The sequence below is a fragment of the Spirosoma aerophilum genome (assembly GCF_054782495.1).
The window spans coordinates 42,437-66,204 of record NZ_BAAGSJ010000027.1 but is presented as its reverse complement, the minus strand read 5'-3'; the positions used below and the strand labels follow the sequence as shown (position 1 = coordinate 66,204).

Sequence of the window (23,768 nt, the reverse complement as noted above, 5' to 3'; positions counted from 1 at the left end):
CGTTCCGGTGTTTTTAGACCGCTATTGTCCGGCCTGTGAAGAGTAATTCACGTACGGCATCGGCAATTCCCTGAGGGTCGAAGCCGCACTCGTGATGAAGTTCAATCTGTTCCCCATGTTCAATAACCGCATCCGGAATACCCAGACGCTTCACACGGGCCATGTAGCCATGATCGGCCATAAATTCCAGTACGGCACTGCCAAAACCACCCATCACACAACCATCCTCTACGGTTAGTACCCGGTCGAAGCGGCTGAAAATCTGATGCAGCAAGGCTTCGTCCAGTGGCTTCACGTAGCGCATGTCGAAGTGGGCGGGGCGAATGCCTTCTTTTGCCAGCATTTGTGTGGCTTCAACGGCATAATTACCAATGTGACCGATCGTTAAAATGGCGACCTCTTCGCCATCGCTGACAAGGCGACCTTTGCCAACAACCTGTTTTTCGAGCGGTGTACGCCAGTTCGGCATAACACCTTCGCCACGCGGATACCGGATGGTGAACGCCTGTTTTCCCTGTTGAATGTCGTCCGATTGCGCCGTAAACATCATGTTTCGGAGCTCCTGTTCGTTCATGGGGGCTGCCACGATCATGTTCGGGATACAGCGCATGTAGGCCAGATCATAAGCCCCGTGGTGCGTGGGACCGTCGGCGCCGGCAAAACCAGCGCGATCGAGACAGAAAATAACGGGAAGTTCCTGAATACAGACGTCGTGAATGACCTGGTCGTAGGCCCGTTGCATGAACGTCGAATAGATATTACAGAAAACAACCTCGCCCTGCGTCGCCATACCTGCCGAGAAGGTAACGGCATGTTGCTCGGCAATACCTACGTCGAAGGCCCGCTTGGGCATGGCCTTCATCATAATGTTCATCGACGAACCCGAGGGCATAGCGGGTGTTACGCCCACAATACGGGGGTTCTTTTCCGCCAACTCCACTAATGTATTGCCAAACACGTCCTGATATTTGGGCGGTTGTGGCGTGTCGTATACTTTTTTCTGGATAACGCCCGTCACTTTATCAAACAGACCCGGCGCGTGCCATTTGGTCTGGTCTTTCTCGGCGGGGCCGTAGCCTTTCCCTTTTACGGTCAGAATGTGCAGCAGCTTCGGGCCGGGAATATGCTTAAGGTCATCCAGCACACTCACCAGATGATCGATATCATGACCGTCGATAGGTCCGAAGTAGCGAAGGTGGAGCGATTCAAACAGATTACTCTGCTCCAGCAAAGAACTCTTGATTCCCGACTGCACCTGCGACACCAGCTCCTGAGCGGTTTTGCCCAGCTTATCCATTTTGCCGAGCAAGTTCCAGACTTCGTCTTTTACCCGGTTATAGGTCTGCGAGGTGGTGATATCGGTCAGGTATTCGCGCAGGGCTCCTACGTTCGGGTCGATGCTCATGCAGTTGTCGTTCAGAACAATCAGCAGATTGCTGTCCGTGGCACCGGCATGGTTCATGCCTTCAAAAGCTTCGCCGGCCGTTAGAGCACCATCACCAATGACCGCTATATGATTACGTTGCTGGTTGCCCTGTAGCTGCGACGCTACCGCCATCCCCAGGGCGGCCGAGATCGAGGTGGAAGAATGCCCGACACCAAACGAGTCGTACTCGCTTTCTTTCCGTTTTGGAAAGCCGGACAAGCCTTTATAGAACCGATTGGTGTGAAATTTTTCGCGACGACCGGTCAGGATTTTATGGCCATAGGCCTGGTGGCCCACATCCCAAACCAGCTGGTCGTCGGGCGTATTGAACACGTAATGAAGCGCGACGGTTAATTCAACCACCCCAAGGCTAGCCCCAAAATGCCCGCCATATACCGACACATCATCGATAATGAATTGACGCAATTCATCGGCAACCTGGGGCAAGCGGGATTTATCGAGTTTACGAAGATCTTCAGGAGTATTAATCGTGGCAAGAAGGCTGCCAGGGGTAATCAGCATGGTGGTAGCAGATAAGCGTCTGTCTTACAACAACACACGTACAGAAACCTTTGTTCTATTGACAGTTTGCCAACAGCATTTAAGAAGCGAATCTACTACAAAATTTAATAATTATAAAAAATCTAAGCCTTAAGCTGCCTGTATACTTACGTTGGCAGATAAGGCTTAGATTTTTATGAGAACCAGTATGTGTTTATTTGCGCAATTTATCGGGCAAAAAACAGATAGAACCCCGATTTGTCAATAAGGACCGTTGGCTAATTGCGTTGGCTGGCGCGGAAAAGTTTTTGTTTTTCTTCGCGGGTAAGGCTTTCGTAGCCAGAGCGGGAGATTTTATCTAGAATGTTGTCGACCTCATCCTGATCCGGTGTAGAAGCCGAAGCGGAAGACGCACCAGCCGAAGCTACATAAGCGCTGGTCTGGGCGCTGGCATTGCTCCGCTGCCGGTAGGATACTTTGATGGCTGGTTTTGGTTTGAGCAGATTGCTCCATCCGTCAGCCAGCCAATAGATCGGGCGGCCAAGGTCGGTTCCGTTCTGCAGCAATTTGACATAGGCAAACCCCATGAGCGCTCCACCCAGGTGCGCAAGGTGGCCACCGGCATTCGACCCGGCTGATTGAGCAACGGACAGAATGATAAAAAAGAAAACGATGTATTTGATCCGTACCGGACCAAAGAACAACAGATGAAAGGTGTAGTTCGGCAATAAGGTAGCTGCACCCACGGCTACAGAGAAAGCCGCAGCCGAGGCCCCCAGCATCGGGCGGCTATCGGCCTGATTTTGGAAATAAGGAACCAGGTTGTACATGGCCAGAAACAGCAGGCCACCGGCAATACCCCCCATGATGTACAGGCCCATGAGACGGCGATTGCCCAGGTACTCGTCGATCAGCCGACCAAACCAGTACAAAAACAGCATGTTGTAGAGAATGTGAAAAATCTCTTCATGCGTAAAAAAGTACGTAAACAGCGTCCAGGGTTTATGCAGAAAGGCATTGATATTACCCGGAATCATTAACTGACTTCCGATGTAAGTATACAAGCCTGTGTTTTCGGCCATTGTCAGACTAACTTTAGTCAGCAACAGGACCAGAAACACGACGACATTAACCAGTATCAATTGCACCAACGTATTGTTGGGCTTATTGAATTCGCTCCGAAAATCATCGAACAACCCGCTCATTCTTAATAAAACGTTTTTCGTTGTGAACCCCAGTATTTCACTAATATAAATGCAAACAACATGCCGCCGATGTGGGCGAAATGAGCAACGTTGTCGGTTTGTGCCCGATAGACTCCCGAGTAAAGCTCTAACGCCCCGTAGAAAATAACGAGATATTTAGCTTTAACCGGTATAGGTGGAAACAATAAAAATAGTTGAGTGTTCGGAAATAATAGTCCAAACCCCATAATAACACCAAAAATTGCCCCGGAGGCACCCACCATTGGTTCATCGACCTGATTGGTAAATATTCGATTTACGATACGAACACTGTCCTGCAGGTTGTTACTGTCTGTTGGGTAAGCCTTGAACTTTTCAATGAACGGTACCAGCCCGTCGTAATAAGAGCTTGCGTGTACATCAACGAAGCCCAGAAAACTATCATAACCTGGGTCTGCCCTGTAGGTCTGAACCATTTCATAGACGTCGTGCATCTCAAAATAGTTAATACCTGAAAACAGGAGTGCCGCGCCCAAACCGGTGAAAAAGTAAAAGAACGTAAACCGGCGAGGACCCCAGTAGCGCTCCAGCATAGGACCAAACACAATCAAACCAATCATGTTACTGAAAATGTGGTTAAAACCACCGTGCAGAAACATGTGCGTTAATAACTGAATCGGGTTGAATTTATCTGATAAAAATGAGTGGAGGCCAAACTGCTCGATGATGTACTCATTTGTAACAAAAAATACCAAAACGTTTATTATTAACAGAACGCGAACAACTGGAGAAAGTGAAAACATCTTATATTCACAAGTTATGCTGATTAACTCAATAATCAGCGAAAAAGTCCCGCAATCTTATCCAACGACAACACAACCGTTACCGGCTCTCCGGTAGGCGTGTAGCTTGGATTTGCTGACGCAAATAATTGATTTACTAATGCCTTTCGCTCCGTTGCACTTAACCGGTTCGTGTAGCGCATGGCCGACCGCCGGGCCAGCGACCGGGCCATCGATTCGATCCGGTCCAGCTTCAGCCGACCAGTGTCGGCCCGCAGCTGTGCCAGCAGATTGGCAAATAACTCTTCTTCATTTTCGCCCATAATCAGCGCCGGTACGCCCCGAATAACAAACGTATTGGCTCCCAACTCGTCAAACTCAAATCCCAGGTTCGTCAGATCGTCGCGCAGGTCGAGGGCCAGCTGAAAATCGACGGGCATCAGCGTAATCGTTTTAGGAAATAAAAGCTGCTGAGAAGCCCCGTTTCGCTTTGTCAGCGATGCCTGAAATTGATCGTAGAGAATCCGTTCGTGAGCCCGTCGCTGGTCGATCAGCAGCATTCCAGACTTGACGGGTGCCAATAGGTAACGATTCTGAATCTGAACGATGGTATCATCATCAACCAATACCGGCACATCTTGTTCCTGAGTTGCCAGATCGACCTGCAATTGATTGGCCCGGCTTCCCATTGTAATGGGCTCATGTTCGACGGAACCCGGCTCAGGGGAGTTGGGCGTTGCCTGCCGGACAGCGCCCAGCCAGTCGCCTTCCTGAGGAGCACCGGCGGCCTGGGCCGGATGATCGCCGGTGCCGGTCGAAGCTACGCCCTCATACAGCGTCTGCCAATTGTTGACCGAGGGCCGATCCGGCTTTTTGGGCATATCGAAGCTGCGTCCGGCGGCTTTGTCCAGTGACTCATTCCGCAGTGAACTTCGCTCATTAACGGGCTGTGGAGCACTTGATGCCCAGGTTGGGGTAATAGGCCGGGCACCGTTTCGCTCCGGTGGACTTGCCGACGCATCCGCCTTAACATCGGTGGCAGGAGCTTTGGACGTTCCCGGACGAACACCGGCCAGGAAATTAACGTCCGAGTCGAAATCCAGCGAAGGCGACAGGTTATAGAGGCCCACCGCTTTCCGAACAGCTGCCATCATAATGGCGTATACCGACCGCTCATCGTCAAACTTTATCTCCGTCTTGGTCGGGTGAATGTTGATGTCGATGTGCGACGGGTCAATGTCGATAAACAACACATAGAAAGGATGGCTGCCTTCGGGCAATGTTCCTTCGTAAGCACCCACAACCGCATGATGCAGGTAATTGTGCTTGATAAATCGGTTGTTGACAAAGAAAAACTGTTCGTTGCGGGCTTTCTTGGCCGATTCGGGTTTGCCGATGTAGCCATGTACCGTCACATAGGGCGTTTGCTCTTCGCAAAAGTTCAGCTGCTCGCGGTAACTCTTGCCGAACATATCGACGATCCGGCGGCTGAGTTTTCCGGCGGGCAGGTTATAAATTTCCTGATCGTTATGAAAGAGCGAAAAGCCAACTTCGGGGTTAGCCAGAGCGACCCGCTGAAACTCGTCGATAATATGACGCATCTCCACCGAGTTCGACTTGAGGAAGTTGCGCCGGGCGGGGACGTTAAAAAATAGGTTTTTGATGAGCAGGTTGGTGCCCGGCAGGCAGGAGATCGACTCCTGCGCTTTAATGTCCGACCCTTCAATACGAATCAGGGTACCCAGTTCCTCTTCGGCCCGGCGGGTACGCATCTCGATCTGAGCAACGGCCGCAATAGATGCCAGCGCTTCGCCCCGGAAGCCCATGGTCCGAATACGGAACAGATCGTCGGACGTTCGGATTTTAGACGTCGCATGGCGCTCGAAGCTCATGCGGGCGTCGGTTTCCGTCATCCCAACGCCATCGTCTACAATTTGGATCAGATTGCGCCCGGCTTCCCGAATAATAACCTGTACTGATTTCGCTTTAGCATCTACCGAATTCTCCAGCAACTCTTTCACCACCGAGGCTGGTCGCTGAACGACTTCACCAGCGGCAATCTGGTTGGCAATCGAATCGGGCAGAAGCTGGATAACGTTTAACATAACGGATAAAATCTCCTGGAACGGCGGGTTGCCGTCCTATACAATATACAAAAATAACCCGTTAGAAGTACTTATAATTCAACCGTAATACAAGGAAATTAGCCGGAATGCAAAATGCCGCAAGCAGGAAACGGTTTAGGTCTCTCACTTGCGGCATTTTAAGCCTTTGGCAGAAAATCGTTAGACTTTGATTTCTACGTCAACACCACTGGGCAGTTCGAGCTTCATCAGCGCGTCTACTGTTTTGGCACTGCTGCTGTAGATATCGACCAACCGCTTGTAGGTACACAGTTGAAACTGTTCCCGCGCCTTTTTATTGACGTGGGGCGACCGCAATACGGTATAGATTTCTTTGTTCGTTGGCAGAGGGATGGGGCCGCTGACGATAGCACCCGTCGACTTAACCGCTTTCACGATTTTCTCAGCCGATTTGTCAACCAGCATGTGGTCGAACGACTTTAGCTTAATGCGAATTTTTTGGCTCATTGTGTTTTGGTTCGTTATGTGAATATGCCGCCGAAAGAACCATTTACTCCAGCGACACAAAAAATGGGCAGTCGGTCAAATTGACCAACTGCCCAATATCCTGAAAGACTTATTTTCCTGTACCTTTTTCTTTCGCTACAACGCCGTCAGCAATGTTTTGCGGAACAACTTCGTAGTGAGCAAATGTCAGGTTAGCCGTAGCACGACCCGACGACATGGTGCGCAGATCCGTTACGTAACCGAACAGTTCCGAAAGAGGAACGTCGGCCTTGATCACCTGCGATCCGGCTTTCGTATCCATACCTTTCATAACACCCCGGCGACGGTTGAGGTCACCCGTGATTGGACCGGTATATTCTTCCGGTGTCAATACTTCAACGGCCATGATTGGTTCGAGCAGTTTCGGACCAGCCTGACGAGCTGCTTCCCGGAAACCTAAACGAGCGGCCATTTCGAACGACAGCGAGTCGGAGTCAACGTCGTGGTACGAACCGTGGAACAACCGAACTTTCATGCTTTCGAGCGGGAAGCCGGCTAACGGACCGTTTTTCAGCGACTCGTCAAAGCCTTTCTGAACGGCGGGGATAAATTCACGGGGAATTACACCACCTACGATACCATTAACGAATTCCAGACCTGGCTGCACAACACCGGTTTCGTCTTGTTCCCGTGGTCCGAGTTCAAATACGATATCGGCAAATTTACCGCGACCACCCGTTTGTTTCTTGTAAACTTCGCGGTGTTCAACGTTTTTCGTCAGCTTCTCTTTATAGGCTACCTGTGGCGCACCCTGGTTAACTTCCACCTTGAACTCACGACGCATGCGGTCGATGATGATTTCGAGGTGAAGCTCGCCCATACCACGGATAATGGTCTGGCCGGTCTCTTCGTTCGACTCAACTTTAAGGGTTGGGTCTTCTTCGATCAGTTTACCAATGGCTTTCGAGAAGTTATCCTGGTCGGCCGATTTCTTAGGCTCGATGGCATACCCGATAACTGGCTCGGGGAAAATCATCGACTCAAGAATGATTGGGTGCTTCTCATCCGACAGCGTATCGCCGGTTTTGATGTCTTTAAAACCAACTACGGCACCAATGTCACCAGCCTCCAGACGTTCGATCTGGTTCTGCTTGTTGGCGTGCATCTGGAAAATCCGGGAGATCCGCTCTTTGTTGCCCGAACGGTTGTTCAGGATATATGAGCCAGACTCCAGAACACCCGAGTACGAACGAACGAAGCAAAGACGACCAACGTAAGGGTCAGTAGCAATTTTAAAGGCAAGGCCAGAGAACGGTTCCGTCGTCGACGGTTTCCGGGAAATTTCGGCACCCGTGTCTGGATTGGTTCCTTTGATGCTTTCCTTGTCCAACGGCGATGGCAACAGGGCCATCACATAGTCGAGCATGGTTTGCACGCCTTTGTTTTTGAAGGATGAACCGCAAAGCATCGGAACGATTTTCATGGCGATGGTTGCTTTACGCAGAGCGGCCAGAATTTCATCTTCCGAGATCGACTCAGGATCTTCGAAGTATTTCTCCATGAGCTTGTCGTCGAATTCGGCAACAGCTTCCAGAAGTTTTTCGCGCCATTCGGTTGCTTCATCCAGCATATCGGCTGGAATGGGAACCTCCTGGAACGTCATACCTTTATCATCTTCATTCCACTGGATACCGCGGAAGTTAACGAGGTCAACCACGCCTTTGAAGTTCTCTTCTTCGCCGATGGGCAACTGAAGGGGAACAGCGTAGCTACCCAGCATTTCCTTCACCTGCTTGCACACGTTCAGGAAATCGGCGCCGGAGCGGTCCATTTTGTTAACGAAGCCCAGACGAGCTACGTTGTAATTGTTAGCCAGACGCCAGTTGGTTTCCGACTGTGGCTCAACCCCGTCAACGGCGCTGAAAAGGAACACCAGACCATCCAGTACACGCAGCGAACGGTTCACTTCAACCGTGAAGTCAACGTGACCTGGTGTGTCAATGATGTTAATGTGGTACTTATTGGCGCGGTAGGTCCAGTCAACAGTGGTAGCGGCAGAGGTAATGGTAATACCCCGCTCTTGCTCCTGTTCCATCCAGTCCATCGTTGCGGCACCATCGTGTACCTCACCAATCTTGTGGCTTACTCCGGCGTAATAGAGAATTCGTTCGGTTGTTGTCGTCTTACCCGCATCAATGTGGGCAGCGATACCGATGTTTCTCGTGAAATTTAAATCGCGAGCCATTAGCTTGTTATACTGAAAGTTATGTTTTTCTACAATCGAAGAAAGAAGCGCTTGCCTGTTATCGGAAGGCCTCTTTGCGAATCAGGACGCAAAATTACTGAAAGTCAACCACAAATCAAATTGAATCGTAAAGAATATACTGTTAACGAATGCCTTGTGCTGTAAATGCCCCAGGGCTTGCCTGCCAACCCACGTGTCGGGGATAGCTGTAGCTGTCGCCTGAAACATCGCTCAGTTCGTATATTGTAAAAACGGGATTAAAATTTACATTTTGTTAACGATTTTCTTGTTCTATGAATATATCTCTCTATATTCGTTAGAGTAAATAGACCGTAACTTAAACCTTCATGAAAAACCCGTATGTAGCCCTGCTACGTACTGCCTGGACGTATGCCCGGTACGAAAAGCGGCAGTATGTGCTCGTTTATCTTCTCTTTGTCCTGGCTAATGTCGTCAGAGCCGCTTTTCCCCTGTTATTTGGCTGGTTCGTTGGTGAACTTCAAAAGCAGCAAACCGATATTCCCAAACTGATCTGGATGTATGCCGGGGCTCATCTGGGCCTGATGTTGCTGGATTGGTCTTTTCATGGCCCGGCCCGCGTTATGGAACGCCGACTGGCCTTTAACCTGAGCCGAAATTTTCTGGATGAGTTGTTTCATCAAACGCTGCATCTACCCGTCAGCTGGCATAAGGAACACCATAGCGGTGATACGATCAGCCGGATCACGAAAGCTTATAATGCGCTGAAAGGCTTCTTTCAGGGAGGATTCGTTTACCTCAACGCGCTGTTTAAGCTGGTTTTCTCCTTTGGCGCCATGCTTTACTTCTCCCCGGCGTTTGGTATTATAGGTCTTGCGCTGGGCTCGTTGACGGTTTGGGTCATTCTCCGCTTCGACCGTCCGTTTATCAAGGCACTCGACGAAACCAACGAACACGAGCACGTCGTTTCGGCCAGCCTGTTCGACAACCTGTCGAATATTATTACGGTCATTACCCTGCGGCTGGAACAACGCATAGAGGCTAGCTTCGGTCAAAAGGTAGACGCGGTTCTGCCCCCATTCCTAAGACAGGTAAAGATCAACGAGTGGAAATGGTTTGTAGCCACGCTGCTGGTTACGCTGATCTACATTGTTATGTCGACGGGCTATATCTATCAGCATTATGTGCCGGGGCAGGTGTTCATGATTGGTGGTCTGGTCACGCTGCTGGGGTATGTGAACCAGTTTACGAGTGTATTCAATGATGTAGCTTTTCAGTATACGCAGATAGTTCAGTACAACACCGACGTACAAACGGCGCGGGGCATTGGCGAGGCTTACGCCCAGCATGTGCGCCCGGAAGAAGAAATGCTGCCCAGAAACTGGAAAACGGTCAGCATCAGCGGCCTTAATTTCTCGCATGGCCGCACCTTCGGCTCATCGAAAAAAGTGGCCAACCTGAATGAGTTGAAAATTAGTCTAAGACGGGGTCAGCGGATCGCCTTCATTGGTGAGAGCGGTTCGGGTAAAAGCACGCTGCTGACGCTTCTGCGGGGGTTGTACCAGCCGGAGCCGGGTATGTCGGTTTGGGTAGATGGCGAAGAACTATCGGGTCTGAACGCGGTCACGAATACGGTAACGCTGTTTCCGCAGGAGCCGGAAATCTTCGAAAATACGATTGCCTATAACATCACCCTCGGCCTGCCGTTCGACGATGAAACGATTGCCCGCGTTTGCCAGGTGGCCCGTTTCCATGAAGTGGTAAGTCGACTGCCTAACGGACTGGAAACGAATATTCAGGAGAAAGGACTGAATTTGTCCGGCGGGCAGCGGCAACGGCTGGCCCTGGCGCGGGGTGTACTGGCCGCCCGCACCAGCGACATCGTTTTGCTCGATGAACCAACAAGCAGCATCGACCCCAAAACGGAACTGGCTATTTACCGGAAACTGCTGAATGAGTTTGCCGACAAGGCGGTTGTGTCAACGCTGCACCGACTGCATTTGCTGCCCCTGTTCGACTACATATACATTATGCAGGACGGCAAGATCATCGACGAAGGCAGCTTCGCGGAGCTGCAGGTGCGGAGTGATGTATTCCAGGAGATGTGGGCACACCAGAAGGATGTTATGGAACAACCGGCGCTGGTGTAAAAAGGCTGCGTTTGACGTTTGAGTGCCATAGTTATTGATGCGCCGTAGTTATACCAATAGGACTGTGGCAGTTAATAACTATGGCACTCAGCCGTCCGGCTCCGGCCTTCTGTGTATGGAAAGGCACTTTATACAGCGTGCACGCCGACACCTGCGTTAGGGCTCGTTGATGGCGTATATGTACCCGACACCCGTCTCCCCGCTTGCTACTGTGTACGCGGCTAGTACACGTGTATAACCGTCGCCCTCAAAATCATCCAGATAAGCCCAGTTGGCCACCAACTCATCCGACAGGAGTATGAATGCTTCTATGTCTGTCTGGTTAGCCCGATCGGCATGCTTAAACCCGTAATAGCCCAGTTCGGCTCCCCAGCCTTTATTCTCTAATTTGCCTTTAACCAGGGCACGCTGCCATTCTCCCCTGATGTGTTCAACCACCGAATGGTTCGGTTTATTCGGGGCCAGCGTGCCATAAATAATCAAAGACGTTTCGGGCTTGTAGAGCCGAATGAAGTCCTTTTCGCGCTCCGTCAACCCCGACTCGTCGAGGTTATTCAACGTAACGCCCGCTATTTGTTTGTGCTTATTTAAAGCCTTAATTAGTTGGTCCAGATCGGATGTGCTTTCGTACATGTCCTGCATTGGTTGGCTGCCTCAAGTCGACGGGAAGGTGTCCACGCAGGCTAAAGGTCAACTAATTGAATTTCGACTGTCTAATTCCTTCCTGACAGCTTTCACATCCGCTATATTAGTAAATAGAACAGCAGATAGTGAGAGCGGAATTATGAGAAGAGGGAGGCCAACCGATAAGTTCTTGTTGACACACAAGAAGATGGCGGCAATCAACAACAGCGTCAGTAACCCGCCCAGCGCACCCGTTACGACCTCGGTTGTTTTCTTTCGTTTGAGCAAATCCTCGTTGCTCATCTCCTGAATTGTCGGCTTTTTCATGCGACTAATTTAGGATAAAAACAGAAGGATTTATAAACCACAGAGGCACAAAGCGCACAGCGATTTCTGTTGGCAGGCCACGTGCCTGTTTCTAAAATCTCTGTGCGCTCTGTGCCTCTGGGGTCTATAAATCCTTTTTCGTCAGCGGAGGTTGCCGTTACTCTACCGGCGCTTCTACGATCGCTACGATCTTCCAAAGACCGCGAATGTCCTGTAAGGGCACTGTTACATTGCCGCCGTTGGGATTGTCGGAGTGGAGGGTCAGGTATTTGCGGGTTAACAGTTCGTTGTCCCGGATGCGCTTCACAACAAAGTAATCCCGGTACATCACGGCATAAACGCCCCCCGACTGGTATTCCCAGTTGTTTTCGCTAACGGGTATAGCCAGCACTTTGGCACCGTGAGCCAGTTGCGGGCTCATGCTATTCCCGGAAATTTCCAGTACGACGGCGTTTTTATGCCCCTTCATGATGGGTTTCCGTACCCGGAATTGCTCCACATCGGTTGCGCTGATGCCATCGCTGAAACTTTCAACAAAGCTGGCATAAAACTTCACCGGGATGAAAGGCACCTCCAGGGTGTCTTCGTCCACAGGCATCATGCGGGCATTGGCTTGTGGGGAGTTCAGGACGGGCAGAATGCCCCGAATCAGGTAATCAGCGCTGATCTGCGGGTAGCAGGCCAGCAAACTCATAATTGTGTCATATGAAGGTTTTGCTCTACCATTCAAAATATTGTAAAATTTTGATGGGTTTTCGCCTAACTCTTTGGCGATCTGGTAGATAGTGATGCCAAGGGCATCAAAAACCTGTTTTAGCCGATCTTGTATGGTCACGGAGATCAAAATTTTCTTTGACAATTTTCAAACATTGTCATTTAAAAATTGGACAATATAATACAAGTAAAATATATTGCGCTTGTATTACAACAAACATAGTCAAAATATAGACGCGCTACTGTGTCCAAAGATACTTTCTTATCCAAAAATTAATGAACCGCAACCGCCTTGCCTCTCATACGCTGCCAACGATTCTTTTTGTCAGCATGAACAGCTTCTTTGCCTCCTGCGAGCAGCAGGACAACTACTGGCTCCGTGGGCACTCGATGGGTATATGTGTGTAAACGGGTCGGAAAGGTTGTGTAATTGCGCCCTCTGTATAAGCGAAGTGGGGTATTTTGTCAGGATCTGTCGTTTTTCAGTATCATAGCGGAAAGACCTATAATTACGAAGCGCATTTTTCGGAGCTGAAGCAGAACGGGCAGGCAGTGTACAGCATCATCATTCAGGAGCGTTCACACACGTTTCAGGCAGCCCACCGATGCGAGCCTGTGCTGAATGAGCATTTGCAAAGTATGTGCGTGGCCGTTTTCCGGTTTATACCTACCAAAGTGGTGCCGTTGAGTTTGTTTGGAAATGACGACCGCAAAGGGAAATTCAGGCAGATACTGTATTATCGGAAGCAAAATTCGGCACGGACAAACGAATCCGCGCTACCGAACTGTGCAATAATCCGGGGTATCGGGATGTGATCGGCTTTGGCAATAGTAAAGATTTGTGCGGTGGGCCGTACATGACAAGGCGTGCCAAGGTTCCTGACCGTGGCACGCCTTCATGACACCCCATTCATTAGTTTAACACCCCCATTTTCCCGGCTTGAAAATCGCTGAAGGCTTGCATAATTTCCTCCCGCGTGTTCATCACAAACGGGCCATAAGTAGCTATAGGCTCCTGGATCGGTTCGCCAGCCAGAATCAGGACTTTTGCATCTGTTTTGCCCGATAGTGTAAGCGAATCACCATCCGTGTTGGTCAGCACAATCTGCCCGCGTTCGATGGTCTCGCCGTGTATAGTTGCCTGACCGCTGAGTATGTAAATCAATAATGTGTGGTCAGCCGGTACGGTCAGCGTTTCGGATTGACCGCTGGCAAGGGTTAAATCGGCAACGGTGATTGGGCTAAAGGTGTTGGCCGGGCCGTGTACACCCGCCAGATCACCGGCAATCACGCGCAATTGACCGCCACCGGGTAGTGCGGCTGTGGTAATTCTCGACGAGGCAATATCCTGATAGCGGGGTGGATTCATTTTGTCTTTGGCGGGTAGATTGACCCACAATTGTACAAAATCGAGTACGCCACCCTGGCGAGAAAACTCCCGTTCGTGTTTCTCTTCGTGAATGATGCCCGATGCGGCCGTCATCCACTGAACATCGCCTGCGTAGAGCTTGCCGTGGTTCCCGGCCGAATCACGATGTTCCAGAGCACCTTTATAAACAATCGTCACCGTCTCGAAGCCCCGATGGGGGTGCTCGTCAACGCCTTTCGGCTGCCCGGATGGTTTAACCTGCATGGGGCCGTGGTGATCCAGCATCAGAAACGGGTTGAACGGCCGCGACCCCTGGGGATGAAAAGCATTTAAGCCAATGAAGCCATCGCCCACACTATTAGGAGTGGCGGTTCTTATATCGGAAATAGTACGTTGCGTTGCCATAATACGTGTAGATACATGTAATTATAGAACCGACTATTTCACCGAGTAGTTCATTTAAATAAGCTAAACACGTTGCTCATTCGGGCAAAAGAACGTGGTTCGTCCGCCCACTACAGAGCGTTCAATGCGGGTTTGGCAACGGGGGCAGTACTTGTGCGCTTCCACGTCGTCGTAGGGAGAGTTGTCCCATTCCCGAACGTGGATCAGGAAACCAACGGGGAAATCGCGGTAGGTAGCTTCAAAACGAATGGCCGTTTCGAGTACGAGCCGGATGGCTATATGGAGGTTGACCATCTGGTCGTCGGTCAGTGTATCGGCGCGTTGTTCGGGGTGGATGAACGCCTGAAAAAGCACTTCGTCAACGATCCAGTTACCCAAACCGGCCACAACGCTCTGGTCCAGCAGCACCGGTTTGATGAAAGCTTTTTTGCGACGTACTTGTTTGGTAAGCGTGTTTAGAGAGATATCCAGACCATCTTCGCCAATCTTTTTGCGCTGTAAGAACGTATCTATATTGTCGATCAGGCCAACGCGCTCAAACTTGCGGGGACAGAGGAAGCCCAAATTGAAGCCGGAGTTGAACTCGAACACGATTCGGGCAAAGCGGGGCCGGTCGAGCGATGCGTGATAATAGTCCAGATCGCCGGTCATCCCAAAGTGCATGTGGACAATAACATCCTGTACATCGGTGAAGATAAATAAGTTTTTACCGACCCGTTGCGTACCGGTAAACTGTCGTCCAACGAGTGCATTGACCAGAGTAGCGTAATCGGTGGTCAGCAGCTTTTTATCCTCAACTTCGATATGGGTTATTGTCTGATAGAGCGATGATGTTTCGAGGTACTGGCGTCTGATTTCGACCTCTGGTAATTCGGGCATCTTAAGAGCGTTTAATGGACAACCAGAGGTACAAGCTGGTTGTTTTTGACTAGTAATTAGCTAGTGTAAATCGAATAATTAGCTTTTTCCAAAATTAAGTATTTATTTTGCGGTATATTTGCCTGATAGTCAGTTAACGTTAGTAGGACAATAGGGGGCTGTTGTACGAACATTTTTAGACGATGGTATGTTGAAGCAAACAATAGCCCATTGACGTTGACGTTCATTTATTGAATCTCTTTAAGCCTAAATATAATTTTTGCTGGTCGGATTCTGATTTATCGTTCACTAAAAAACCTCAGATGTAACAACCTCTACACAACCGCGAAAGCGGCTTTTTTTACAAAGTTTGTGCATGTTCAATTGTTAAACTGAAAATTTTCAATGGAAAATAATTCTCAAAAGTCCAAAACCAACGGCGCTCTGCTGGCGGCTCTCATCATTATGACGGGCCTGGCCGGTGTATCGAGTTATCTGTACTTCGATCAGAAAAAAGTTTCTGAAAATCAGGAAGTAACAATCTCTGAGCGCGTTGAGGAACTCTCAACAACCCGTGTTAAACTGGATTCGATTTCGACCGCGTTAGACGCTAAAATAGCTGAAGTACAGAAATTGGGTGGCGACGTTTCTGAACTGGAGAAAATGAAAGTGCAGCTGGAGCAGGATAAAGCGTCACTGCGCAAAGGCAACCGCATTTCGATCGCTAAATACGACGCCAAGATCAAGCAGTACGAAGCGTTCCTGGTTGAAAAAGATACACTGATCGCTAACCTGCAGCGTGAGAATATGACGCTGGCGACCAACGTTAAAGTACTCGATGAAGAGAATACTGGCTTGAAAGTAAGAGGTCAGCAATTTCGTGATTCGGTAACGACGGTTGTATCGCAGGTGCAGTCTCAGAATGAGGAGTTGAACAGCAAAGTCACTCGTGCTGCTGCCCTGAAAGCGCAGAACGTGAAGGTATTTGCCGTGAACAACAAAGGCAAAGTGAAAGAGGACGATGCCTACAAAGCTAAGCGTCTGGACAAAATCAAATTGGTGTATACGTTGCTCGATAACCCATTGACCCGCGAAGAGCCTAAAGATGTTTTTGTTCGGGTACTCGATCCATCGGGCGCGGTTGTGTCTGATATGGCAAACGGTTCAGGAACGTTTACGGTGGATGGCAACGAGACCATTTACACAACCAAGCAAACGGTTAATTACACCAGCAATGGTCAAAACGTTGAGCTGTTATATACTCGGGGTATTCCTTATAAGCCCGGTAAATACACGGTAGAACTGTATTCGGAAGGTTTCCGCATCGGTTCCGGTGAGTTTGCCGTACGGTAAGCATTCCCGTTGCTCATAAAAAAAGCGCGCTACCCAACGGTAGCGCGCTTTTTTTATGAGCAAATCAGTACTTCTACAGCTTGATTCCGGCAAAAAACAGAAAATCCTGCGGGTCTTTCTGCATCGTTATTCGCAGTAGTTTACCCTGTTTTTCCATTCCATTATCCGTAAAGACCCGGTCGGTTTGCAGGGTTCCGATGCTGGAATCACCAATACTCAATTGGAGCCCAGTGGCCTGGCGACTCAGTTTTACCGGCTCAATGGCGCGGCTGGCTTTTGTGGGGTACAGTTTCGTATAAATAAGACTCACGGTACTGTCCGACAACGCCTTTATTTCGGTATAAGGCATTTGATTGGCCGCAATCGCCACGCAGGACGGATCGAGGTAGAAGTTCGTTCGGTATGTGCCGACTACTTCTCCAGCCAATGACGTCGAGGTGGGTTGAATGTCGCCCTCGTGCTGGCATGCTGTTAGTATGCTTACTAAAGAGCAGAAAAGCAGTCGTTTTTTCATAGTTAATTCATCGTTTGGTTAGTAGACCCCACTGAGCTTGAAAGGGTTGGGGCCTCATCCGCATTTTTTTCACTATCATCAGGATCGTTTTGTGCCGCGTCGACCCAAACTTTCATCTCATCGAGTGTCATGGCGCCAAACTGGGTCGTAAACGCTACATCGGCCGCGTCCCGTCCATACGCCACCGTAATGCGGTTGCCCAGCGGACTGGCCTGTGTAGCATCGAACGTAAACCAGCGGCCATCTACATACGCTTCAAACCAAGCGTGCAGATCCATCGGATCGAGTTTATATAAATACCCAACGACCATGCGGGCCGGAATATTCAATGCCCGGCAAAGCGAAATGCCCAGATGCGTAAAATCCCGACAAACACCAATGCGGCTGGCAGCTGTGTCCACCGCCGAGGTGCTGGCATCGCTGGTGCCGTACTGATAGGTTATGGATTCATGAATCCATTTACGAATAGCTTCGGCCTGATCGTAGCCCGCTTCGGCGTTTTGGGTAATCTGAGCGGCCAGATCGCCCAACTGATCCGACTGGCAGTACCGGCTTGGAAGTGTGTAGTGGAGGACGTCGTCCGGTAAGTCTTCAACGGGTGTATAAGGAGCTCCCGGTGCCGTATCGATAATGTCGGCTGTTTGCACCGTCGCCGAAAAATGAATTGAAAAGGGGCCTTCAGGGGCTACCACCCGCTGGCAGAGATTACCATACATATCGGTAAACTCAGTAACATTGACAGCAGGCGTAATTTGATATTCTTCCCGAATAATCCACTGGCCTGCTCCCGATCGGGGGCGCAGCATGAGTATGAGTGGAGTTGGCGTTTGGGCGTGAAAAGAGAGTTCACAGCCAGCGTTGAGTTGCATTGCTTGGTGCTTTGTGAGTTGAGACGTTGTTTTAGTTAATAGGTAAACACCAACAGATTCTTATAGTTAGACAATCAGAGGAACTTTTGCCTGAAAACTACTAAGAATCAGCTCATTTCCTGACAATAACAAACTCCACACGGCGGTTTTGCTGGCGGCCTTCATCGGTATCGTTGGTAGAAACCGGTTTCGATTCGCCAAAGCCTTTGCTGGCAATGCGGTCGGGTTCAATGCCTTTGCTGATAAAATACTCCCGAACAGCGTCGGCCCGGTCCTGCGACAGTTTAGCGTTTATTTCGTTCGAGCCGGTGTTGTCGGTGTGTCCGCGCACCTCAATTGCCATTTTCGGCGCTTCGTTTAACGTCGTCACCAACCGATCGAGTTCAGGGCTGGACTCGGGCCGAAGTTCCGATTTTCCGGTATCGAAGAAAATGTTGTTCAGGCGTACAATGCGTCCGGTTTCGATAGGCACCATTTTCAACTGCTTGCCGGTGATCTGCTGAAAACCTTTGGGCTGGGTCAGGTCGATGTTATCTCCTTCGGCAATAAAGTCTTTCGCAACGGCCCGCATGGTATATTTCTGACCATACGGCAGCACAATCTTGTATTCGCCCGTGATGGGGTCGGAGGTGGCTTCACCCGCTTCGGCACCATCGGGCAGCGTTTGGTAGATGATCCGGGCTTCAATGGGCTTGCCGGTCACCTGATCGATCACTTTGCCGCTGATGAGAGCTACCGGGTCGGGGCGGGTCGCGTTGGTATTGCTGGCGACATCGTTGCCACCGCTGCCCACTTTGCCCGGCTGGTTGGCAGGGGTTTCGTCCGTTAGTTTAACGCGAACGATGTCGCCTTTGCCGAGGGTATTTTTAAAGGTTGTCAGGTAGGCATAATCGCCCGATGCACCGAGGGTATAATAGGCATCATAGCCATCGGTGTTGACTTTTGGGCCCAGGTTGACTGGCTTTGACCAGTGTTTCCAGGTCTTATCGACGCGTTTGCAAACGTAAATATCGTTGCTGCCCAGACCACCCTCCCGATTGCTGGAGAAATACAGCGTAGCGCCATCGGGCGCCAGAAAAGGCGTTGTTTCCGTAAACTTCGTATTGACCTCGGCCCCCAGATCCATGGGTTTCGTCCAGGTCCCGTCTTTTTGCCGGAAACTGACATAAAGGTCGTCTTCCTTGCTGTTTTTCTTTTCGCTGAAGGCCATCAGCAGCACCTTGCCATCGGCCGACATAAACCCGCAGTCAAATTGCCCCTTGCTCATGTTGACGTAGCCGGGAATATCCATTTTTTGCGGGGGCGACCATCCACCGGCTGTTTTCTTGCTCAGCGAGAAGCCGCGGGTTTCGTAGGTGCCGTTGTTATACTGGCCCTTAATGAGCATGGTGTTTCCATCGGGCGTAATGCTGTAGGCACAGTTATACTCGTCTTTGTTGAGGGGGAAGCCCATGCGCCGGGCAGGGCCCCACTTCCCGCTGGCAGCGTCGAGGTCGGAGTACCAGATATCCTGACTGCCTTTGGTACCGTGGGTGTTATTGGGGTGGCTGATCCGGGCAAAATACAGTGTTTTTCCGTCCGGTGAAATCATCGGATTAATCTCGTTGTATTCTGAATTAACCTGATTGCCGAGGTTCTCGACACTGGTCGAGTCGGCCTTCGGCTGGGCCATGACAGACAAGGAGACAAGCACTGAAAAACAGGCAGCAACGGTGCCGGAAACATTCATGGATGTTACGAAGGATAGTGGGGACTAGTAAGAGAACGATTTGAGGGGTAAATTTTGTATAAACCTGTTAGCGCAAACTATACGCTCATATCGACTTTATGTAGACGTAAACCAATGGCAGTGAGATGATCAAAGTCATTATCTGATGTGTGAAACTCTGCATCATAAAAAAGAGCAGTAGCCGCAAGCCAGATGTCATTCTTCCCCATGTTTCGGGCCGATGTACCTTCGGGCAAAGGGTCACTTGGTAAAGTTCCCTGACTATATGCATCAACAGTTGCATATACGTCTGTCAAGCTGAGTTCAAGACCAAAGGTTGGAATTTCCCCTAATATCTTCTCTAAAGCAAGCCTTTTTTGATAGCCCCATGACCGCTTTATAGCAAATGACTTTAGCTCGCCAACCGTTATAATCGATATACCCGAATATGGAGGTAATTCGCTTTTTTTACGAATAAGGTTGATGAGGACATTCGTATCTAAAACGTGTAGCATTGGCTCGTGCTCATAAGTGTGTTTTTACAAATCCTCCGATAGCATTTGTTTCCATTCCTCCTCAGAGAAGTCAATTTCCGGAAGGGGTTTTGCTCTATCGCTCCCAATTGACTTTAAAAAAGAATCTATGCCACCAGAGGCCTGCACATCTTCGGAGTAGTAAACGTTGGCCTGGCTAATGACCGGTACAGAACTGGGCGTATATCGTTTAGATGATGTTTTCGTCGTTGGCATAGCTATATTGGATTAAACCATATACATACAAGATCAATTGGCCACTTATGTTTACGTCACCACCCGCAGCTTCGCGAAACTCAGCAGCAGTACTTTTTCTCCTGCTTTTTCGAAGGCAATGGTGGCTTTCCGTTCCGTACCATTCACATCGACAGCTTTAACCGTGCCAAACCCAAATTTAGAGTGTTCAACCCGTTGGCCGGCCGCTAAATCGGCTGTACTGGTCGGTGCAAAATCGGCCGAAGGGGTGTGCGAAACGAGCGGCTGGGGGGCTTGCGAACGAGCGGTTTTCTGCGCCAGCGACCGAACGAAGCTCATAGAACCCGATGAGGTACTCTCGCTCCGGTCTTTCTCGGGCCGGTCGAAATCCATCCGGCTGGGTGCCGACCGCAGCTTGGACATTTTCAAATACTGCTGGTCCATTTCCATCAGGAAGCGACTGGGCTCGCACATCTTCAGTCGCCCGTAATGGTAGCGTGTTTCGGCATACGACATCGTCAGACGTTTCTCTGCACGCGTCACGGCTACGTAAAACAGCCGACGTTCTTCTTCCAGATCGTTGCGGCTTTCGAGCATCATCTGGCTGGGAAAGAGGTCTTCTTCCATGCCAACGATATGCACATTCTTGAACTCCAGACCTTTTGCCGCGTGGATGGTCATCAGCGTTACCTTGTCGTTGTCACCATCGTCTTCTTTTTCGTCGGCGGTGGTGAGCAGCGAAACAGACTGGAGAAACGCGCTCAGGCTTTTCTCTTCATTGTCCGGGTTGTCGACAAACTCCTTGATGGCGTTCAGCAATTCCTGTACGTTTTCGTAGCGGGCCAGTCCTTCAACGGTCTTGTCGTCGTATAATTCCTTAAGCAGACCCGACGCTTTCGCAATGTGCGAGGTTACTTCAAACGCATCTTTCTGATCGAGCAGAAGCTTGAAACTTTTGATCAGATCCGCAAATCCTTCAATCGCAATCGCCGACCGACCCGCCACGTGCTTGGTAATGTCGGCCACAATTTCCCAGATAGAGTCCTGTTTTTCGGCGGCAATCACGCTAAGTTTGGCAATCGTCGTGTCGCCGATACCCCGTTTGGGCAGGTTGATAATTCGCTTAAAGGCTTCTTCGTCCTGCTGGTTGACTGTAAATCGCAGGTAACCGATCAGGTCTTTGATTTCCTTCCGCTGGTAGAACGACAGACCACCAATAATGCGGTACTTGATGCTCACTTTGCGCAGGGCTTCTTCAAACGCCCGCGACTGGGCGTTGGTCCGGTACAGAATGGCGAAGTCGTTATTCGTCAGCGACTCGTTCATTTTTGACTCGAAAATAGCCGATGCCACCAGCCGTCCTTCTTCATTGTCCGACGATGCCTTGATCACGTCGATCAGCGTCCCGTCTTCATTGTCGGTGAAAACGTGTTTCTCCAGCTGATTTTTATTGCGGGAAATAATGGAGTTGGCTGCCTGAACGATCGTTTTAGTGGAACGGTAGTTCTGTTCCAGCTTCACAATCTTCACGTTCTCTTTGCCGTAGTCGCGCTGGAAGTTGAGAATGTTCTCGATGTTGGCACCCCGGAACGCGTAGATACTCTGGGCATCGTCGCCTACGATACAGATGTTCTGGTGAACGGCCGCCAGCTTGCGCGTGATCAGGTACTGCGAGACGTTGGTGTCCTGAAACTCATCGACCATCACATGCTGAAACTTGTGCTGGTATTTGTTCAGAATATCCAGGTGATCGCGGAACAGCACGTTGGTGTTGAACAGCAGATCATCGAAATCCATAGCGTTGGCGGCAAAGCACCGCAGCGCGTACTGCCGGTAGATTCGGCCAATATGCGGCATCCGGGCCGACTCATCATCGGCCTGAATAACAGCGTTATTGATGTAGTCCTCTGGCCCGATAAGCCGGTTTTTGGCACCCGATATGCGACTGAACACACTGTTGACCCGGTACACCTTATCGTCGAGTCCCATCTCCTTCACAATGCTGCGCAGCAGCGACTTGGAATCGTCGGTGTCGTAGATCGAGAAATTGCTGGTATAGCCAATGGCTTTGGCTTCGATGCGTAAAATCTTGGCAAAAACGGAGTGGAAGGTACCCATCCAGATGTTGCGGGCTTCGGTTCCCACCACTTTTTCGATCCGGTTCCGCATCTCGCCGGCCGCTTTGTTGGTAAACGTCAGCGACAGAATTCGGAACGGGTCGACGCCCGTTTCAATGAGGTGGGCAATGCGGTAAGTAAGCACCCGGGTTTTCCCCGAACCCGCTCCGGCTATAATCATCAGCGGGCCGCTGCCGTGCATCACGGCTTCCCGCTGGGGGTCATTTAATCCTTGAATATAATCAACCATTCTGCTCGTATCTCTTCCTTCTATAACAAGTAAAAGTACGAAAAAATTTGGTTGGGGTGACGTGGTAAACGGACGGAACGCTACACAAATCCACCCATATCGATACCCATCAATTCTGAAACAGACGAGGCCGTTGCTGCCCCGCCGTCGCCTTTTCGATAGCGAAACCACTCGTGAGTCTTATAGTTGAATATGAAGCCTTCAAGAATGCCATAATCATCATCTTCAATCAGATGAATCACCTTGCGGATGTCATGGTTAAGACTACGGTTGGTGCAAACCTCAATAATGATACGGGTCTGTTCATCTTTTGGATCAAAAAGAATTACATCGGGTACGGGAAAACCTGGCCCTTCGTCTAAGGGTGTTTCGGGTAGTGGCATGAGCGCTATTGTCTTTTTGTGATAATACAGCACCCCTAACTCAACGGTTAGCTTGCTGATGATGCGCTGATGGCCGAACGGGGAATTTGTGCCATCGTCATGAACCAGAAAAGGCGAATTGTAATTTTGTTCGTACATATTTTGTGGGGAATGTTAATTAGTCCAAGCAATTCTCTCAAAGAAATGCTCTCATGTCAATGCCCATCAATTCTGAAACAGAGGAGGCCGTTGCTGCCCCACCATCACCTTTTCTGTAACGAAACCATTCGTGGCTGCTGTAATTGTAGACAAAGCCTTCAAGAACGCCGTACTCATCGTCTTCAATGAGGTGAATAATCTTTTTTAAGTCGCGCTGGGCGGTTCGTGGCTGCGCAACTTCAATGATAATACGGGTTAACTGATCATTGTTATCGAACAATAACACATCAGGTACCTGATGGCCTGGTCCCTCACCTAATGGCGTTTCGGGTAACGGCTCAAGAGTGATGGATTTTTCCCGGTAAAATAAAACGCCCAGACCGACGGTCAACTTACTGATGACACGCTGGTGTTCGAGAGGAGAATTGGTCCCATCGTCATGAACCAGAGAGGGGGAATTGTAATTTTGTTCGTACATAGCCATTAGACGATTTGATCTCTCTAAGTTACAGAAAAACAGACGTTAAGCTGAGCGGGGGCAAAAACGTTGACTTTTTCTGAATTATTGTGCAAC

General features: G+C 49.9%; 23 protein-coding genes. 4 read left to right on the top strand and 19 right to left on the bottom strand.

From position 1 onward, the window contains the following. Positions 1–13: 13 nt before the first annotated feature. From dxs to fusA, 6 genes are all read right to left on the bottom strand, one after another. Entirely contained in the window at positions 14–1,948 is a 1,935-nt protein-coding gene (dxs, locus tag ACYVK4_RS26480; protein ID WP_461130586.1) for a 1-deoxy-D-xylulose-5-phosphate synthase, read from the bottom strand. A gap of 257 nt (positions 1,949–2,205) precedes the next feature. Then, positions 2,206–3,132: a rhomboid family intramembrane serine protease gene (locus ACYVK4_RS26475; protein ID WP_461130585.1), complete on the bottom strand. Its 927-nt coding sequence runs from the start codon at positions 3,130–3,132 to the stop codon at positions 2,206–2,208. A gap of 2 nt (positions 3,133–3,134) precedes the next feature. Beyond that, entirely contained in the window at positions 3,135–3,914 is a 780-nt protein-coding gene (locus tag ACYVK4_RS26470) for a rhomboid family intramembrane serine protease (protein WP_461130584.1), read from the bottom strand. Between the two features lie 35 nt (positions 3,915–3,949). Then, on the bottom strand, positions 3,950–5,998 hold the full coding sequence (gene mutL, locus ACYVK4_RS26465) for a DNA mismatch repair endonuclease MutL (protein ID WP_461130583.1): 2,049 nt from the start codon (positions 5,996–5,998) through the stop codon (positions 3,950–3,952). Between the two features lie 180 nt (positions 5,999–6,178). Beyond that, positions 6,179–6,484 (bottom strand): 30S ribosomal protein S10, encoded by a 306-nt coding sequence (rpsJ, locus tag ACYVK4_RS26460; protein ID WP_012930032.1) that lies wholly within the window; start codon positions 6,482–6,484, stop codon positions 6,179–6,181. Positions 6,485–6,593: 109 nt separating this feature from the next. Next, the gene (gene fusA / locus ACYVK4_RS26455) at positions 6,594–8,708 is read right to left on the bottom strand and encodes an elongation factor G (protein WP_461130582.1); all 2,115 of its coding nucleotides are present in this window, start codon (positions 8,706–8,708) and stop codon (positions 6,594–6,596) included. A gap of 347 nt (positions 8,709–9,055) precedes the next feature. Between fusA and ACYVK4_RS26450 the strand changes: the two genes are divergently transcribed. Next, positions 9,056–10,837 (top strand): ABC transporter ATP-binding protein, encoded by a 1,782-nt coding sequence (locus tag ACYVK4_RS26450; RefSeq protein WP_461130581.1) that lies wholly within the window; start codon positions 9,056–9,058, stop codon positions 10,835–10,837. Between the two features lie 156 nt (positions 10,838–10,993). On the opposite strand, the gene ACYVK4_RS26445 is transcribed toward ACYVK4_RS26450, so the two are convergent. The 3 genes from ACYVK4_RS26445 to ACYVK4_RS26435 all read right to left on the bottom strand — a co-directional run bounded on the left by ACYVK4_RS26445 (position 10,994) and on the right by ACYVK4_RS26435 (position 12,623). Beyond that, positions 10,994–11,479: a gamma-glutamylcyclotransferase gene (locus ACYVK4_RS26445; RefSeq protein WP_461130580.1), complete on the bottom strand. Its 486-nt coding sequence runs from the start codon at positions 11,477–11,479 to the stop codon at positions 10,994–10,996. A 48-nt stretch (positions 11,480–11,527) separates the two neighbouring features. Further along, positions 11,528–11,788 carry a redox-active disulfide protein 2 gene (locus ACYVK4_RS26440; protein ID WP_461130579.1) on the bottom strand — a complete coding sequence of 87 codons (261 nt, stop codon included), beginning with the start codon at positions 11,786–11,788 and terminating at the stop codon, positions 11,528–11,530. A gap of 157 nt (positions 11,789–11,945) precedes the next feature. Continuing rightward, positions 11,946–12,623, bottom strand: a complete 678-nt coding sequence (locus tag ACYVK4_RS26435) for a LexA family transcriptional regulator (protein ID WP_461130578.1) — start codon at positions 12,621–12,623, stop codon at positions 11,946–11,948. A gap of 155 nt (positions 12,624–12,778) precedes the next feature. Between ACYVK4_RS26435 and ACYVK4_RS26430 the strand changes: the two genes are divergently transcribed. Both ACYVK4_RS26430 and ACYVK4_RS26425 read left to right on the top strand, forming a co-directional pair. Next, positions 12,779–12,910 carry a hypothetical protein gene (locus ACYVK4_RS26430; protein ID WP_461130577.1) on the top strand — a complete coding sequence of 44 codons (132 nt, stop codon included), beginning with the start codon at positions 12,779–12,781 and terminating at the stop codon, positions 12,908–12,910. A 54-nt stretch (positions 12,911–12,964) separates the two neighbouring features. Then, complete coding sequence (locus ACYVK4_RS26425; RefSeq protein WP_461130576.1) at positions 12,965–13,318, top strand: hypothetical protein; 354 nt, start codon at positions 12,965–12,967, stop codon at positions 13,316–13,318. 97 nt (positions 13,319–13,415) lie between these two features. Here the strand turns inward: ACYVK4_RS26425 and ACYVK4_RS26420 are convergent, their stop codons facing one another. Both ACYVK4_RS26420 and ACYVK4_RS26415 read right to left on the bottom strand, forming a co-directional pair. Then, positions 13,416–14,276 carry a pirin family protein gene (locus ACYVK4_RS26420; RefSeq protein WP_461130575.1) on the bottom strand — a complete coding sequence of 287 codons (861 nt, stop codon included), beginning with the start codon at positions 14,274–14,276 and terminating at the stop codon, positions 13,416–13,418. A gap of 63 nt (positions 14,277–14,339) precedes the next feature. Next, positions 14,340–15,155: an Fpg/Nei family DNA glycosylase gene (locus ACYVK4_RS26415; protein ID WP_461130574.1), complete on the bottom strand. Its 816-nt coding sequence runs from the start codon at positions 15,153–15,155 to the stop codon at positions 14,340–14,342. A 384-nt stretch (positions 15,156–15,539) separates the two neighbouring features. Between ACYVK4_RS26415 and ACYVK4_RS26410 the strand changes: the two genes are divergently transcribed. After that, on the top strand, positions 15,540–16,487 hold the full coding sequence (locus ACYVK4_RS26410; RefSeq protein WP_461130573.1) for a hypothetical protein: 948 nt from the start codon (positions 15,540–15,542) through the stop codon (positions 16,485–16,487). Between the two features lie 73 nt (positions 16,488–16,560). Here the strand turns inward: ACYVK4_RS26410 and ACYVK4_RS26405 are convergent, their stop codons facing one another. From ACYVK4_RS26405 to ACYVK4_RS26370, 8 genes are all read right to left on the bottom strand, one after another. Continuing rightward, entirely contained in the window at positions 16,561–17,001 is a 441-nt protein-coding gene (locus ACYVK4_RS26405) for a hypothetical protein (protein ID WP_461130572.1), read from the bottom strand. A gap of 2 nt (positions 17,002–17,003) precedes the next feature. Further along, complete coding sequence (locus ACYVK4_RS26400; protein WP_461130571.1) at positions 17,004–17,870, bottom strand: transglutaminase domain-containing protein; 867 nt, start codon at positions 17,868–17,870, stop codon at positions 17,004–17,006. Between the two features lie 112 nt (positions 17,871–17,982). Next, the gene (locus tag ACYVK4_RS26395) at positions 17,983–19,599 is read right to left on the bottom strand and encodes an OmpA family protein (protein ID WP_461130570.1); all 1,617 of its coding nucleotides are present in this window, start codon (positions 19,597–19,599) and stop codon (positions 17,983–17,985) included. 77 nt (positions 19,600–19,676) lie between these two features. After that, positions 19,677–20,093: a PIN domain-containing protein gene (locus ACYVK4_RS26390; RefSeq protein WP_461130569.1), complete on the bottom strand. Its 417-nt coding sequence runs from the start codon at positions 20,091–20,093 to the stop codon at positions 19,677–19,679. Between the two features lie 24 nt (positions 20,094–20,117). Then, positions 20,118–20,327, bottom strand: a complete 210-nt coding sequence (locus tag ACYVK4_RS26385; protein WP_461130568.1) for a hypothetical protein — start codon at positions 20,325–20,327, stop codon at positions 20,118–20,120. Between the two features lie 51 nt (positions 20,328–20,378). Beyond that, positions 20,379–22,673, bottom strand: coding sequence for an ATP-dependent helicase (locus ACYVK4_RS26380; protein ID WP_461130567.1), 2,295 nt, complete (start codon positions 22,671–22,673; stop codon positions 20,379–20,381). Positions 22,674–22,753: 80 nt separating this feature from the next. Further along, positions 22,754–23,194, bottom strand: a complete 441-nt coding sequence (locus ACYVK4_RS26375) for a hypothetical protein (protein WP_461130566.1) — start codon at positions 23,192–23,194, stop codon at positions 22,754–22,756. Positions 23,195–23,231: 37 nt separating this feature from the next. After that, the gene (locus ACYVK4_RS26370; RefSeq protein WP_461130565.1) at positions 23,232–23,672 is read right to left on the bottom strand and encodes a hypothetical protein; all 441 of its coding nucleotides are present in this window, start codon (positions 23,670–23,672) and stop codon (positions 23,232–23,234) included. Between the last annotated feature and the right edge of the window lie 96 nt (positions 23,673–23,768).

What these genes read in the sequence shown, in the direction of transcription:
- dxs (WP_461130586.1), bottom strand. Translation starts at nt 1,948, where the DNA reads ATGCTGATTACCCCTGGCAGCCTTCTTGCCACGATTAATACTCCTGAA.
- ACYVK4_RS26475 (WP_461130585.1), bottom strand. Translation starts at nt 3,132, where the DNA reads ATGAGCGGGTTGTTCGATGATTTTCGGAGCGAATTCAATAAGCCCAAC.
- ACYVK4_RS26470 (WP_461130584.1), bottom strand. Translation starts at nt 3,914, where the DNA reads ATGTTTTCACTTTCTCCAGTTGTTCGCGTTCTGTTAATAATAAACGTT.
- mutL (WP_461130583.1), bottom strand. Translation starts at nt 5,998, where the DNA reads ATGTTAAACGTTATCCAGCTTCTGCCCGATTCGATTGCCAACCAGATT.
- rpsJ (WP_012930032.1), bottom strand. Translation starts at nt 6,484, where the DNA reads ATGAGCCAAAAAATTCGCATTAAGCTAAAGTCGTTCGACCACATGCTG.
- fusA (WP_461130582.1), bottom strand. Translation starts at nt 8,708, where the DNA reads ATGGCTCGCGATTTAAATTTCACGAGAAACATCGGTATCGCTGCCCAC.
- ACYVK4_RS26450 (WP_461130581.1), top strand. Translation starts at nt 9,056, where the DNA reads ATGAAAAACCCGTATGTAGCCCTGCTACGTACTGCCTGGACGTATGCC.
- ACYVK4_RS26445 (WP_461130580.1), bottom strand. Translation starts at nt 11,479, where the DNA reads ATGCAGGACATGTACGAAAGCACATCCGATCTGGACCAACTAATTAAG.
- ACYVK4_RS26440 (WP_461130579.1), bottom strand. Translation starts at nt 11,788, where the DNA reads ATGAAAAAGCCGACAATTCAGGAGATGAGCAACGAGGATTTGCTCAAA.
- ACYVK4_RS26430 (WP_461130577.1), top strand. Translation starts at nt 12,779, where the DNA reads ATGAACCGCAACCGCCTTGCCTCTCATACGCTGCCAACGATTCTTTTT.
- ACYVK4_RS26420 (WP_461130575.1), bottom strand. Translation starts at nt 14,276, where the DNA reads ATGGCAACGCAACGTACTATTTCCGATATAAGAACCGCCACTCCTAAT.
- ACYVK4_RS26415 (WP_461130574.1), bottom strand. Translation starts at nt 15,155, where the DNA reads ATGCCCGAATTACCAGAGGTCGAAATCAGACGCCAGTACCTCGAAACA.
- ACYVK4_RS26410 (WP_461130573.1), top strand. Translation starts at nt 15,540, where the DNA reads ATGGAAAATAATTCTCAAAAGTCCAAAACCAACGGCGCTCTGCTGGCG.
- ACYVK4_RS26405 (WP_461130572.1), bottom strand. Translation starts at nt 17,001, where the DNA reads ATGAAAAAACGACTGCTTTTCTGCTCTTTAGTAAGCATACTAACAGCA.
- ACYVK4_RS26400 (WP_461130571.1), bottom strand. Translation starts at nt 17,870, where the DNA reads ATGCAACTCAACGCTGGCTGTGAACTCTCTTTTCACGCCCAAACGCCA.
- ACYVK4_RS26395 (WP_461130570.1), bottom strand. Translation starts at nt 19,599, where the DNA reads ATGAATGTTTCCGGCACCGTTGCTGCCTGTTTTTCAGTGCTTGTCTCC.
- ACYVK4_RS26390 (WP_461130569.1), bottom strand. Translation starts at nt 20,093, where the DNA reads ATGCTACACGTTTTAGATACGAATGTCCTCATCAACCTTATTCGTAAA.
- ACYVK4_RS26385 (WP_461130568.1), bottom strand. Translation starts at nt 20,327, where the DNA reads ATGCCAACGACGAAAACATCATCTAAACGATATACGCCCAGTTCTGTA.
- ACYVK4_RS26380 (WP_461130567.1), bottom strand. Translation starts at nt 22,673, where the DNA reads ATGGTTGATTATATTCAAGGATTAAATGACCCCCAGCGGGAAGCCGTG.
- ACYVK4_RS26375 (WP_461130566.1), bottom strand. Translation starts at nt 23,194, where the DNA reads ATGTACGAACAAAATTACAATTCGCCTTTTCTGGTTCATGACGATGGC.
- ACYVK4_RS26370 (WP_461130565.1), bottom strand. Translation starts at nt 23,672, where the DNA reads ATGTACGAACAAAATTACAATTCCCCCTCTCTGGTTCATGACGATGGG.